Annotated in this window: 15 protein-coding genes; 7 read left to right on the forward strand and 8 right to left on the reverse strand. The window is 56.6% G+C overall.

Annotation, left to right across the window (positions count from 1 at the left end; genetic code table 11):
* Positions 1–43: 43 nt before the first annotated feature.
* The 4 genes from lgt to EK23_RS17180 all read left to right on the forward strand — a co-directional run bounded on the left by lgt (position 44) and on the right by EK23_RS17180 (position 2,926).
* Positions 44–847: a prolipoprotein diacylglyceryl transferase gene (gene lgt, locus EK23_RS17165; RefSeq protein ID WP_045226632.1), complete on the forward strand. Its 804-nt coding sequence runs from the start codon at positions 44–46 to the stop codon at positions 845–847.
* A gap of 1 nt (position 848) precedes the next feature.
* Positions 849–1,646, forward strand: coding sequence for a thymidylate synthase (locus tag EK23_RS17170; protein WP_045226633.1), 798 nt, complete (start codon positions 849–851; stop codon positions 1,644–1,646).
* A complete protein-coding gene (gene folA / locus EK23_RS17175; RefSeq protein ID WP_045226634.1) occupies positions 1,643–2,155 on the forward strand; it encodes a type 3 dihydrofolate reductase in 513 nt (170 codons plus the stop codon). Before EK23_RS17170 ends, folA begins: the two co-directional genes overlap by 4 nt.
* Positions 2,156–2,233: 78 nt before the next feature.
* Positions 2,234–2,926: an SIMPL domain-containing protein gene (locus EK23_RS17180; protein WP_052808297.1), complete on the forward strand. Its 693-nt coding sequence runs from the start codon at positions 2,234–2,236 to the stop codon at positions 2,924–2,926.
* Between the two features lie 30 nt (positions 2,927–2,956).
* Here EK23_RS17180 and EK23_RS17185 read toward each other — a convergent pair whose 3' ends face one another.
* The 4 genes from EK23_RS17185 to EK23_RS17195 form a co-directional block, all read right to left on the reverse strand.
* Positions 2,957–3,391 (reverse strand): NUDIX domain-containing protein, encoded by a 435-nt coding sequence (locus EK23_RS17185; protein ID WP_045226635.1) that lies wholly within the window; start codon positions 3,389–3,391, stop codon positions 2,957–2,959.
* 54 nt (positions 3,392–3,445) lie between these two features.
* Positions 3,446–3,808 carry a translation initiation factor Sui1 gene (locus tag EK23_RS22710; protein ID WP_082054304.1) on the reverse strand — a complete coding sequence of 121 codons (363 nt, stop codon included), beginning with the start codon at positions 3,806–3,808 and terminating at the stop codon, positions 3,446–3,448.
* The gene (locus EK23_RS17190; protein WP_045226636.1) at positions 3,805–4,719 is read right to left on the reverse strand and encodes a LysR family transcriptional regulator; all 915 of its coding nucleotides are present in this window, start codon (positions 4,717–4,719) and stop codon (positions 3,805–3,807) included. Before EK23_RS17190 ends, EK23_RS22710 begins: the two co-directional genes overlap by 4 nt.
* A 125-nt stretch (positions 4,720–4,844) precedes the next feature.
* The gene (locus EK23_RS17195; protein ID WP_045226637.1) at positions 4,845–5,351 is read right to left on the reverse strand and encodes a peroxiredoxin; all 507 of its coding nucleotides are present in this window, start codon (positions 5,349–5,351) and stop codon (positions 4,845–4,847) included.
* A 155-nt stretch (positions 5,352–5,506) separates the two neighbouring features.
* On the opposite strand from EK23_RS17195, the gene EK23_RS17200 reads away from it, so the two are divergent.
* From EK23_RS17200 to EK23_RS17210, 3 genes are all read left to right on the forward strand, one after another.
* Positions 5,507–6,517: a Gfo/Idh/MocA family protein gene (locus tag EK23_RS17200; RefSeq protein WP_045226638.1), complete on the forward strand. Its 1,011-nt coding sequence runs from the start codon at positions 5,507–5,509 to the stop codon at positions 6,515–6,517.
* 74 nt (positions 6,518–6,591) lie between these two features.
* Positions 6,592–7,470: a phosphoribulokinase gene (locus EK23_RS17205; protein WP_045226639.1), complete on the forward strand. Its 879-nt coding sequence runs from the start codon at positions 6,592–6,594 to the stop codon at positions 7,468–7,470.
* A 208-nt stretch (positions 7,471–7,678) separates the two neighbouring features.
* Positions 7,679–8,212, forward strand: a complete 534-nt coding sequence (locus EK23_RS17210; RefSeq protein ID WP_045226640.1) for a hypothetical protein — start codon at positions 7,679–7,681, stop codon at positions 8,210–8,212.
* Between the two features lie 3 nt (positions 8,213–8,215).
* Here the strand turns inward: EK23_RS17210 and EK23_RS17215 are convergent, their stop codons facing one another.
* The 4 genes from EK23_RS17215 to ileS form a co-directional block, all read right to left on the reverse strand.
* Positions 8,216–9,001 carry a dienelactone hydrolase family protein gene (locus tag EK23_RS17215; protein ID WP_045226709.1) on the reverse strand — a complete coding sequence of 262 codons (786 nt, stop codon included), beginning with the start codon at positions 8,999–9,001 and terminating at the stop codon, positions 8,216–8,218.
* 93 nt (positions 9,002–9,094) lie between these two features.
* Positions 9,095–9,649, reverse strand: coding sequence for a TlpA family protein disulfide reductase (locus EK23_RS17220; RefSeq protein ID WP_327037064.1), 555 nt, complete (start codon positions 9,647–9,649; stop codon positions 9,095–9,097).
* 95 nt (positions 9,650–9,744) lie between these two features.
* The gene (lspA, locus tag EK23_RS17225; protein ID WP_045226642.1) at positions 9,745–10,227 is read right to left on the reverse strand and encodes a signal peptidase II; all 483 of its coding nucleotides are present in this window, start codon (positions 10,225–10,227) and stop codon (positions 9,745–9,747) included.
* A gap of 9 nt (positions 10,228–10,236) precedes the next feature.
* Complete coding sequence (gene ileS / locus EK23_RS17230) at positions 10,237–13,059, reverse strand: isoleucine--tRNA ligase (protein WP_045226643.1); 2,823 nt, start codon at positions 13,057–13,059, stop codon at positions 10,237–10,239.
* Position 13,060: the final 1 nt, after the last annotated feature.

The following is a 13,060-nucleotide window of genomic DNA, read 5'->3' on the forward strand; positions in this document are numbered from 1 at the left end:
GCGATCGAATTAGATTCACGCACCACTCGTTTAAACCTGGCAAATGATCCACTATCCTGAAATTGATCCTGTCGCCATCAGCATTGGACCCATAAAGATCCACTGGTATGGACTGATGTATGTCGTGGGAATTGCCTCGGCATGGTGGCTTGCTCGGCGGCGCGCGGCGCGAGGTGAGACGGTACTCACTGTTCCACAAGTTGAAGACCTCATCTTTTATTGTGCGTTAGGTGTGGTCTTGGGGGGGCGTCTCGGATATACGATTTTCTACAACTTGCCTGCGTTCCTGAACGACCCAATCATGATCTTACGCCTTTGGGAAGGCGGAATGTCGTTCCACGGCGGAATGCTTGGAGTCTTTGCTGCGATGTGGTGGTACGGGCGAAAACTAGGGACTGGGTTTTTTGTTCTGTCCGATTTCATTGCACCTTTGGTACCCATCGGACTCTTGGCGGGCCGAATCGGGAACTTTATCAATGGCGAACTCTGGGGCAAGCCGACTGATTTGCCATGGGGCATGATTTTTCCTCTGGCAGAACCTGTAGCGCGCCATCCCTCAATGCTATATGAGGCTTTGTTGGAAGGCCTCGTGCTGTTTCTGCTATTGAACTGGCTTCGGCTTAGACATCCGCCGCGTATGGCGATTTCGGGCTGGTTTATGCTGTTATACGGGTTGTTCCGATTTGCCGTCGAATTGGTGAGGCTGCCGGATGCTCATATTGGCTACTTGGCCTTTGGTTGGATCACCATGGGGCACCTACTCAGTTTTCCGATGATAGCGGTGGGCGGGCTTCTGCTTTACCTGGCTTACCGGCGTAGTGCCTCTCTGGATTCGGAGGGCAGCTAAAATGCAGCAATATCTGGCACTGCTGGAGGAAATTCTCGAGCGTGGTGTGCGGAAGGAAGATCGAACGGGGACCGGCACACTCAGTGTGTTCGGTCGGCAGATGCGGTTTGATCTAAGATCAGGCTTTCCCCTGCTCACTACCAAAAGGCTTCACCTACCATCCATCATTCATGAACTGCTCTGGTTTGTTTCCGGCAGTACCAACGTGGCTTATTTGAGGGAAAATGGAGTAGGCATCTGGGATGAGTGGGCCGATTCTGATGGCGAATTGGGACCAGTTTATGGAAAGCAGTGGCGTATGTGGGAGGGACCACAGGGGTACACCGTTGACCAACTGTCGGACCTTGTGGAGCAGTTGCGCTGCAATCCGAACTCGCGCCGACTGCTGATCAGCGCTTGGAACCCCGCGCAAGTCAAGTACATGGCTCTCCCACCCTGTCATTATTCCTTCCAGTTTCACGTGGAACAGGAGCGCCGACTATCCTGCTTGTTCAACATGCGCTCTGTCGACGTATTTCTTGGCCTGCCCTTTAATATCGCCAGCTACGCCTTGCTCACCCACATGCTCGCGCAGCAATGCGGCCTGGAGCCAAACGAATTGATTTGGTCAGGCGGCGACACACATCTCTATCTGAATCATCTAGAGCAGGCCCGCGCCCAGCTCACGCGCAAACCTTACCCATTACCGAAGCTGCGGATCACCCGACAGCCTCCTAGCCTTTTCGACTATCGGTTTGAGGACTTTCTCATTGAGGATTACCTGGCACATCCTCACATAAAAGCGCCCGTTGCTGTATGAAGATATCGCTGATTGTCGCCATGTCGGCGAACCGCGTCATCGGTGTCAACAATGGCCTACCGTGGCACTTGTCAGCTGACCTGCGTCGGTTCAAGACCCTCACCATGGGAAAGCCCATCCTGATGGGGCGCAAGACGCATGAGTCTATTGGACGTGCGCTACCGGGCCGAAAAAATATTGTATTGAGCAGCAGGGCGGACTATCGCGCAAATGACTGCGAAGTCGTCCATGATATCGACCAGGCCTTCGCGGTTGCAGGTTGGGCCGACGAACTGATGGTGATCGGAGGCAGTTGCCTTTACCAAGCATTGTTACCCAGGGCTGACCGGATTTACCTCACCCATATAGACGCTGAATTTGAAGGCGATACCTTCTTTCCCGTGATCGAATCATCCCACTGGAATGAGACTGCCAGCGAAATCATCGATGGCGACAACAGCGTTTCGTTTACATACCGGTTTCTTGTTCTGGACCGACTTGCAGTGACAGAGCCAACCCAACCGTCTTGAATCGCGCAGTCAGACCAAATGAAATCAGGCCTAGCTGCTGTACCATTCATTCAGTGTAATCTTAGGAGTGCCTCACTCATGTTGAGCAGCAATCGGCAGATGGCTTTATGGTTGATGGCTACCAGCCTGCCAGCTTGCGCCCTGGCAGAAGACCCTATAAGGACCTATGATCGCGTGGAATTTTCCGTTGTAGCAAGTTCAAGTGTCGCAACGGACACAGTCGTCGCCTATCTATCCAGGCAAATGGAAGGAGAAAATGCTGAGACCATAGCCGATCAAGTCAACAAGGCGGTAACGCAGTCGGTAAAGCAGATAAAGCAGATACCTGACATCAAAGTCGAGACAGCGGATTACCAGACGACGCCGCTTTACCAAGATGATCGATTAGTAGGCTGGAGAGTCCGCCAGTCCATCCGCTTGGAGTCTTCCAATCTCCCCAAACTCAGCGGCCTTCTGGGCGATCTGCAGCAGAATCTGAACCTTGATGGAATCAATTACGGCGTGACGCCAGAATCCATGAAGCGGGCCGAGGATGCGCTCATCGAGCAGGCACTCGCGTCTTACCAACAACGCGCCGAGAGAGTCACGCACGGTCTAGGCCGAGCTCGTTACCGGATCGTAGCCTTGCAAATCACAAATAATGCAATGCCGGTCCACCCAGGTATGATGGCTGCCCGACCGATGGCGATGGCTGAAGGGCCGACCGTGGAACCCAGCGAGAGAAAGGTACAGATCAATGTGACGGGTACAATCGAAATGCTGACCGAGTGATAGAGATACCCCGTCACTTCCCGAGACCGGTTAGCGCAGCGGCGCTACACTGCCTTCTGACCTGAAGCGCAGATAGTCTTGCAAAACCAGCGCATGATCGAACGCCAGGGAAGATGGAATCGCGTCAATCTCAAAGACCTGGCAGTTTCGTGCATCGTCCGCTGCAGTTGGGGTCCCTTCCGCTCTCGCCACATAAACCGCCGTAACCGTGTGGCCCCGCGGATCGCGTGCTGGGTTTGAATACAGGCCAAGCAGCGCAACCAGTATTACCCTGAGACAGACTTCTTCGTGAGCCTCTCGAACGGCAGCCTGCTCTACCGTTTCGCCAACATCCACGAATCCCCCGGGAATGGCCCACCCCAAGGGAGGAAAGGCGCGTTCGATCAAAACAATCGGGCGTCCCGGTCGGTCCGCGAGTTCGATGATGGCATCGGCGGCAAGCAAGGGCGTTACGGGTCTTGGCATCTTGGATTCCAAACGGATTATGCTGCAACAGGGTAGAATCTAATCCGGTTCTCATCAACCCGAGAACTTGAATTTCCAGCCCCGCTTGGTGAGTTCCCCCGCAATCAGTTCACGGTGATCACCCTGCACCTCAATCTGACCATCCTTGACGGTACCCCCGCTACCGCAGCGTTGTTTAAGTTCTTTGCCAAACGCGAGAAATTCATCGGAATCCAGCGGGAGACCTGATATGACCGTAACGCCTTTACCTTTGCGACCCTTCGTCTCCAGCCGGATGCGGGCGTATCCGTCTGAACTTGGCTTAAGGTTTACCTGACGACAAATACACTTGGCGATCGGTTGGGAACAGCCCGGACACATCCGGCCTTGCGCGGTCGAATAGACGAGCCCGCCGGAATTACGCCTGCCATTAGTCATTGTGGCCCCGCGCTGCTGACATAGCGTTTGGCTTCGGCACGGACAAACTCCTCAAAGGCCTTGGCGACAACGGAGAGTCGCTTGCCATCCCGGTAGACCATGAACCACTTTCGCATGATGGGGAAGGACTCAACATCTAGCACCACCAAGCGCCCGTCTTCAAGCTCCCGCTCCACCGTATGCAGTGATACCACGCCCAACCCGAGCCCAACCTCCACTCCCTGCTTAATGGCGGTGTTGGTATTCATCTCCATGCTTCCAGAAATGTTGAAACCGTGCTCAGAGAAGAATCGTTCCACAGAGCTGCGGGTACCGGAACCCTGTTCGCGCATCAGGAACGTTTCATGCTTGAGCTGGGCCGGACTGATGCTCTTTGTCCTCGCTAGAGGATGAGCTCCTGGCGCGATAACTACCAGCGGGTTATCCATGAAGGGCTCGGCGACGAGATCCAACTCCTGTGGCGGCTGACCCATGAGAACAATGTCCGCCTCATTGTCATCCAACTGTTGCAGTAGCCCGCGTCGATTAGTCACCTTGAAACTGACCTTTACCTTGGGATACCGACGGACAAAGTCAGCCAACAACCGAATGGCAAAATAATGCACGGTGCTAGCTACCGATACTGCCAACTTCCCGCCATCAGTGCCCTTTAGCTCCTCGATGAGCTGTTCCGCCTCTTCCAATTGCTGGGAAATGGTTTTGCTAAGGCGGTAGAGTTCATCCCCAGCACGCGTTAGGTAGATCTTCTTGCCCAACCGCTCGAACAGTGGCAGACCGACCGTTTCCTCGAACTGTTTGATCTGCATCGAGACAGCCGGTTGTGTGAGAAAAAGCTCTTCGGCTGCCCGGGTAAAGCTGAGACGGTGCGCAACGCGTTCGAACACTTTGAGCTGGCGCAAGGTAATATTCATGAATCAGGGCAACAGGCCGGTATCAATCCAGATCAATTTTGACGAAAACTGAATCGCCTTGGCTAGCGTCAAAGTCATCAGCGGTCGCCTTAACCGCAGCGCGCTCCGGCTTACCTTATGGCTGATCAGAGTTTTTCCAGCATGGCCTCGGCGGTGGAGAGTTCCAGTTTGCCGGCCGCCTCGACGGTAATGTCCTTGACGACGCCATCGTCAACGATCATGGCGAAGCGCTGACAACGCAACCCGAAACCTTTGGCTGATAGGTCGAATTCCAGTCCCAGCCGAGCCGTGTACTCCGCGCTCCCATCCGCCATCATCCGAACTTTGCCGCCAACATGATTGCTCTGGCCCCACGCAGCCATGACAAAGCCGTCATTGACTGACATGCACCAGATCTCATCGACTCCCTTTGACTTGAATTGTTCGGCGGCAGCTATATACCCCGGCAGATGCTGCGCGGAGCAGGTCGGCGTAAATGCGCCGGGAACGCCGAACACTACAATTCTTTTTCCTTTCGTCAGGTCCGCGACCGACAGCGCTTGTGGCTTGGTAGGGCAACCGGTGGCGGAATCAATATCCGTCGATTCGTAGAGCGTGCCTTCGGGCAGACGTTCGCCGGCTTGGATGGTCATGAGTGTGCTCCTGAGCAGAGTTCAGTGTGAAGCGCCAGCATGGCTGAAGCGCGCGGCGAAGTCAAAATGCCAGAAAAACTCACCCGCGCGAGGCGGGATGACAAATTTTTATCACAGCGACTATGATGGTGCCCCACCACGAAAAAGGCCATGTTATGAACGACCAGATCAAACTTCGATGGGGCATCCTAGGCGCTGCGCGCGTCAATGAACGTTTGATGCCCGCCATTGCCTCGGCGAGCAACGCGCAGTTAGTCGCCTGTGCCAGCAGGCGCCCGGGCGCTGCGGAGGAAACCGTTCGGCGCTATGCCCCGGCTTGTTCCGGCGTGAAGACCTATGACAGTCTGGAACCGCTACTCGAAGACGAGCAGGTGCAGGCCGTCTATCTGCCGCTGGCAAATCACGAGCATGCCGAATGGACTGTCAATGCGATTCGCCACGGCAAGCATGTTCTCTGCGAGAAGCCCATGGCTCTCAACGTGGGAGACATTGACGCCATCGAGGCAGAGGCCAGCAAACACGGAGTGACGGTCATGGAAGGTTTTATGTACCGTTTCCATCCGCAGCACGCGCGCGTTCTAGAGTTGATTCGGTCAGGAATTCTGGGCGAGATCCGGACTGTAAAGGCCAGTTTCTCGTTCATGATGCGACCGGCCCGCGTGTACCGGCTGGCGCAGTCGGTCGCCAACGGCGGTGGCGCCATGTGGGACATTGGTTGCTATGCCATCCACGCGTTAAGGATGTTTTTTGAGCACGACCCCCTCTGTGCGAACGCGATGGCAAAGTACGTGGACAGTGGTGCCGATGTCAGCAGCGCTGGTGTGCTCGACTACGGAGATGGTCGCTATGCACAATTCGACTTCAGTTTTGAGAGGGCGCGGCGCTGCGAATACGAAGTCATTGGCACCCAGGGCGGTGTCAAATGTCATGTCGTTTGGCAACTGCCGGGCGATGTGCCGGTGATTTCCTGGTGGACCGAGGACGGGCGTCAATGCGAGGAGCGTCTTCCAGTTGCTGACCATTTTCGCCTCGAGATCGAGCACTTCAGCCAGTGCGCGTTGTCAGGTTCGGCTCCGGCGCTGTCACTGCAAGACGCAAAATCCAACTGCAGGGTCATCAATGCGGCGGTGCAAGCCGCGGCAGAGAAGCGGATGATTTATCTATAAGGAAGGGCCAAAAAAGCCTGGGGCCGGTCAGATCTCCAGCATAGAGCAAACATAACTACAACAAGGAGTCAGGCATGTCGAAAATGCACCCCGTCATAGCCATTACCGGTTCCTCAGGGGCTGGAACCACCACCGTCAAGCACGCCTTCGAGCACATTTTTTTCAGGCTGCAGGTGCGGCCGTTGGTCCTCGAGGGGGACAGTTTCCATCGGTACGACCGCGTCGCGATGGCGGAGCAGATCAACAAGGCGAATCAGGAAGGGCGACATTTCAGCCATTTTTCCCTGGGGGCCAACCTGCTGGATGAATTGGCGAACACGTTCAAGCAGTACGGAGAGACGGGTACCGCGAAGCGCCGCTACTATGTCCACAGCGACGCCGAGGGTGCCGAACTCGGAGGCTACAAGTCGGGCACCTTCACGCCCTGGGAAGAAATTCCCAAGGGTACGGACCTGCTTTTCTATGAAGGGCTACATGGAGGAGTAAGAACGGACACGGTCGACGTGGCACGGTACACGGATCTCCTTATCGGCGTAGTTCCCATCGTGAATCTGGAGTGGATTCAAAAGATCCACCGCGATACCGCAGAACGGGGCTATAAGGCGGAGGACGTGACGGAAGTGATCCTAAGGCGCATGTTCGACTATGTGAAAGTCATCACCCCGCAGTTCACCCATACGGACATCAACTTCCAGCGGGTGCCGACGGTGGACACGTCCAATCCTTTCATCTCCCGTGACATCCCAACGGCGGATGAAAGTTTCGTGATCATCCGCTTCCGTGATCCACGCAAATTCGATATCGACTTCAAATACCTGCTGGCCATGCTGCACGGCTCCTTCATGTCGCGCTACAACACGATCGTCATTCCCGGAGGCAAGACCGGACTGGCCATCGAAATCATTTTCCGGCCCATCGTTGAAAAGCTGATCGCTGACAGCCGGAGCTTCTGAACGGCCGCCCCTCTATCACTATCAGCGGCATGCCAGGAGGACAGGCGTGTCGCTTGAAACTCGCGCGCGGAGGTGACGAAAACGGCGCTTGAGGAACTCTCGTGATTTTGTACTGTCACAAATGAGGCTTAAAGGCATGAACTGCCGCCGATAGCTGGCGGCCACGCCTTTGCTTGACTGAGTCCATCAGCCAAACAGGAGCCTGAGAATGATGTTCAAATTTCCCGATGGAATGCACGACGGCAGAAACCAGCCATGGGGCGGCGCGTCCGCGCACGGCCCGAGGTTTTGGTCTGTTCTCGGAGTGTTCCTGCTGTCGGTGGTTTTAGGTGCGGACCTAATCTGGAATCTGCTTACAGAGGGAGCAACTTTCCTTTGTGAGTACATCGCGGAGCAAATGGAAAGTTTTTTCCAGGCCCGCTTTGGTCTGGACCTTTATCACGCGCAGATGGCGACAGCCTATACCGGCGCGGTGATTCTGCTGCTCTCTGCCCTGTTTGGACTCCGCAAGCTGGCTCGATGGGGGAGTCATGTCAGAGCGGATGGGGAAGTCTGGTGGCGCCATCATCACGCACATTTGCGGCTGATGTTGGATCGGGAAAGAGACAGGGCGCTTATATGGTGGAAGGGGCTCGATCTATTGAATAAGTCCGCTGTCGTCATCGCACTTTTCGTAATGGCTGTGCCGGTTGCTGTCCTGCTTTCTTATGGTCTTGGTATGGTGGTTGCCGAAATCTTGTGATGCTCAACGCCCAAAGCTAGCAAGAAGTAATGCACGCATCGCCTGCCACGATTTTTGATCCGCCTCGGCGTTGTATGCCAGAGGAAGACCGTTAGCCTTTCCGTAATGGTCGGCGTCTGGATTGGTGAAGCTGTGCTTGGCGCCTGGATAGCTAACGAATTCATAATGTCCGCCGGCATTCCCCATTTCCTGCTTGAAAGCATCTATGCTCTGCGGTGTTATGAAACTGTCCTCGGCACCGCTGAGTACAAGAATCCGGGACTTGATCTGACCCTTCTTGGCTGGGACTGATGTGTTCAGGCTGCCATGAAAGCTGACCACGGCTTTGAGGTCTACGCCCTGGCGCGCCATGTCCAGAACCGTGGCGCCGCCGAAACAATAACCTATGGCGGCTATCGCATCCGGGTCTACCGAGGGCTGCTTCTGTAACAGTGTCTTGGCGGCAAGAAAGCGTTCCCGCGCAACGTCCGCATGTTCCGCAACGCTGTTCATGAAGGCCGCAGCCTCCTTGGGATGTTCCGTTGTCTTGCCATCCCCATACATATCGACCGCCAGTGCCGTGTACCCCAACTCGGCCAGCATGCGGGCTCTTGTTTTGGCGTACTGGTTCAAGCCCCACCACTCATGAACCACGAGTATGCCCGGCTGCTTGTCTCCCTTACTAGCATCCCAGGCCAGATAGGCCTTCATGTGGGTGTCGCCGGCCTGGTAGTCGACGGTCTGCTCGCGCACTTCGGCATATACGCTGGCGCTGACGAGCACGCTGAGCAGCAGGAACAGTGGTTTCACGGACTTGTCGCTCCCAATCGGATTCAATAACGTGGGCAACTTGCGGCGGCCAATCATCGTCCGATAGACGATTTCATGGGAGGTCGTTTTCGACTAGGAGGCTGGTTCGGCCAGCAACTTTTCAATCAGCTGGCGAGTCTTCTCCGCTTCGCCGGGTCGGAAACCCAGATGAACTCCCCGTATGACGCCCTTGCGATCGATCACGTAGGTCGACGGCATGGCATGAACGCCGAAATCCATTGGACACTGACCGCCATTGTCTGCGACCACGGTGAAATGGGCGGGATGCGCGCTCAGAAAAGCCTTAGCTTCCTCCGGATCCTCATCGAGGTTCACTCCGAGTACCTGAAGGCCACGACCTGACAAATCCTGATGCAGCTTGCTCATAAAAGGGAATGATTGGGCACAAGGTCCACACCACGACGCCCAGAAATCGACATAGACCACCTTGCCTCGGTACTGCGGCAAATTATGCACTGATTTCCCATCCAGCGTTGCTAGATGACAATGCGGTGCCGGTTGTCCGACCTCGGCTGCGTGAAGCGCGACCGAAAAGGTCATGACGAAAGGGAAAGCGAGTAATGGACGGAGACTGAATGGCATGGTGCTAACCGATCTTACATGGGGAGGATTGCTTTTCAGAGGCATGCAGGCACTTCGCCTGAGGCCCCAAACGTCCAATGTCTAAGTTTTCGGTCCGGACGTCAAGGCCTGGCGGGCCGTTGGCTGGCACGTATCCTGACCTAACTCACCGTGTCAGTGTCGGCGGTGCGTGCGGCCATGACAGCATCGATCAGCAGCATGCCGACCCCTACCGTGATGGCCGAATCGGCGATGTTAAACGCTGGCCAGTGCCAGTTTGCATAGTAGGCGTCGAAAAAGTCGATGACGTAGCCATACAAAATCCGGTCGATGAGATTCCCGATGGCGCCACCAAGAACCAGCGCCCAGGCGCAGGCCTCGAATCGGCGATCCTTGGGCAATCGTTTCAGCCAGATCGAAATGGCCACACTCGCAACTAGGGCCAGCGTGATGAAGAACCAGCGTTGCCAGCCACCGGCCTCACTCAGAAAACTGAAGGCTGCGCCTTGGTTGCGCAGGTAGGTCAACTGAAAGCAAGGGATCAGTTCGATGGTTTCATGCAGTTGCATGGATGCATCCACGACGCGCTTGCTGATCTGGTCCAGCAGCACCACCAAGCCGGAAAGCCACAGCCATTTCAGCATCGCGACACCTCAGACATAGCGGCGTGTTTCGCCGGGACCGTCCACGTTTTCTACGCAGCGGCCGCACAACTCCGGGTGACCGAGTTGGCTCCCTACATCCTCGCGGTGATGCCAGCAACGCACGCACTTGGGCTTGTCACAGGCGACCACGCGCAGTTCCAAGCCGTCGATGGCAGTGGGCAAGGTGGCGACGCTGTTGTCGGCTGGCAAAGCGCGCGCATAGGAAGTGATAAACACAAAGCGCAGTTCGTCTTGCAGTGGTTTGAGTCGTTCTAGTACGTCCGGGGCGCAGTGAAGTTCCACCTCAGCATCCAGAGACGAGCCAATCTCGTCGCGCACCCGCAGTACCTCAAGTTCCTTGCTGACCGCCTCGCGCACGGAAAGCACAAAGTCCCAGAAGGCACGGTTCATGGGGGCTTCGTCGGAGAGTGGGAACAGTCCTTCGTACCATGTGGCGAGAAAGACCGAGTCCATGCGCTCGCCGGGAAGATAACGCCAGATCTCGTCCGCGGTGAAACTGGTGATGGGAGCGAGCCAGCGCACCAGTGCCTCGGCGATGTGGTACATGGCGGTCTGCGCCGAGCGCCGCGGCAGGCTGTCGCCCTTGCAGGTGTACTGACGGTCCTTGGTCACATCCAGGTAGAAGCTGCCCAGGTCAACGGAGCAGAAGTGATGCACTTTCTGGTAGACCAGATGAAACTGATAGCTGTCGTAGGCCGCGATCACTTCCTGTTGAAGTTCCCAGGCTCGGCCGACCGCCCACTGGTCCAGGGGCAACATGGAGTCGGCCGAAATCAGGTCCCTGGCCGGGTCAAAGTCGTTGAGATTGGCGAGCAGGTATCGCGCGGTATTGCGTAGCCGGCGGTAAACGTCAGAAGTCCGCTTGAGGATTTCGTCGGAAACACTCATCTCGGCGCGGTAGTCAGTGGCGGCTACCCAAAGCCTAAGGACGTCAGCACCCAGGGTCTTCATGACCTTCTGCGGCGCGACTACATTGCCCTTGGATTTGGACATTTTTTTGCCCTGCGCATCCACGGTGAAGCCGTGGGTCAGCACGGCACGGTAGGGCGCGGTATCATTGATCGCAACCGCCGCCAGCAGCGAGGATTGGAACCAGCCTCGGTGCTGGTCCGAGCCTTCCAGATACAGGTCGGCGGGACAGTGCAGGTTCTCGCGGCGATTTAGCACGCAATAGTGGGTGACGCCGGAATCGAACCAGACGTCCAGCGTGTCGTTCATCTTGCCGTATTGTTCGGCTTCCTCCCCCAGCAGCTCTCTGGCGTCCAATTCAAACCAGGCATCGATGCCGCGCTGCTCTACGCGTTGCGCCACTTGCTCGATGAGCTCAAGGGTGTTGGGGTGAATTTCCCCCGTCTGCTTGTGCAGGAACAAGGCAATGGGTACGCCCCAATTGCGCTGCCTGGAGACACACCAGTCCGGCCGGTTGGCGACCATGCCTTCGATGCGCGCCTGACCCCAGTCCGGTATCCATTGGACTTCCGAAATAGCGTCAAGGGCGTCCCGGCGTAAGTCCTTCTTGTCCATGGCGATGAACCACTGCGGCGTCGCCCGAAAGATCACCGGCGTCTTGTGCCGCCAGCAGTGCGGGTAACTGTGCTCGATACTGGTCTGGTGCAGCAGTCCGCCATGATCCTTGAGTACTTCCACGACCTGCGGGTTGGCGGTGATCACATGCTGTCCCGCGAAAAATGGCGTTCCAGGCAGGAACACACCGTCATCGCCGACGGGGTTGTCCACCGGAAGGTCATAACGCAATCCCACCGCGTAGTCTTCTTGGCCGTGGCCCGGCGCGGTGTGGACAGCACCCGTGCCCGCCTCCAGGGTCACATGCTCGCCGAGGATGATCGGCACCTCCCGCTCGAGGAATGGGTGCTTGAGCATGAGGCCCTCCAGGGCTGCGCCTTTGCAGTAAGCCAAGACCCGGTAGTTCTCCACCCCAAGGCGGTGCATGGTATCTTTAAGTAGCGCGTCGGCCAGGATCAGCCGCTCGCCCGTGTCTTCCAGCAATGCCACCGCGTAATCCAACTCGGCGTTGAGCGCAACCGCTTGGTTGGCCGGGAGCGTCCACGGGGTGGTGGTCCAGATGACCACGGACAAGGGCCCATCGCCTTCGTGTCCCGGAACCGAGTGGCACTGGCGCAGAACGGCCGCAGGATCGAGGACCTTGAAGCGTACGTCAATGGCCAGGGAGCGCTTGTTCTCGTATTCCACCTCTGCTTCGGCCAGGGCCGAGCCACAATCCGTGCACCAATGCACGGGCTTGGCTCCCTTGATCAGGTGACCGTTGGCGCAAATCTTTCCCAGCGCCCGGATGATGTCCGCCTCGAAGCGGAAATCCATGCTCAGGTACGGATTGTCCCACTCGCCGAATACGCCTAGACGAATGAACTCCTGTTTTTGCAACTCGACCTGTTCTGCGGCATAGGTACGACAGGCGGCGCGGAACTCCGCCGGATTAACTTTGACGCCGGCTTTGCCGATCTTCTTCTCCACCATCAGCTCGATGGGCAGACCATGGCAATCCCAGCCCGGTACATATGGCGCATCGAAGCCAGCCAGACCCTTGGCCTTGATGATGATGTCCTTGAGCACCTTGTTGACCGCGTGACCGATATGGATTTCTCCGTTCGCGTAGGGCGGGCCGTCATGTAGGATGAATTGGGGACGCCCGACAAAGGACTCGCGAATCTTGCGATAGAGATCGCTATGCTGCCACTGCTGCAATTGTTCCGGCTCGCGCTGCGACAGGTTTCCCTTCATGGGGAAATCCGTGGTGGGAAGATTCAGCGTTGCTTTGTAATCCGTGCTCATG

It is taken from the genome of Methyloterricola oryzae (assembly GCF_000934725.1).
GTDB lineage: Bacteria > Pseudomonadota > Gammaproteobacteria > Methylococcales > Methylococcaceae > Methyloterricola > Methyloterricola oryzae.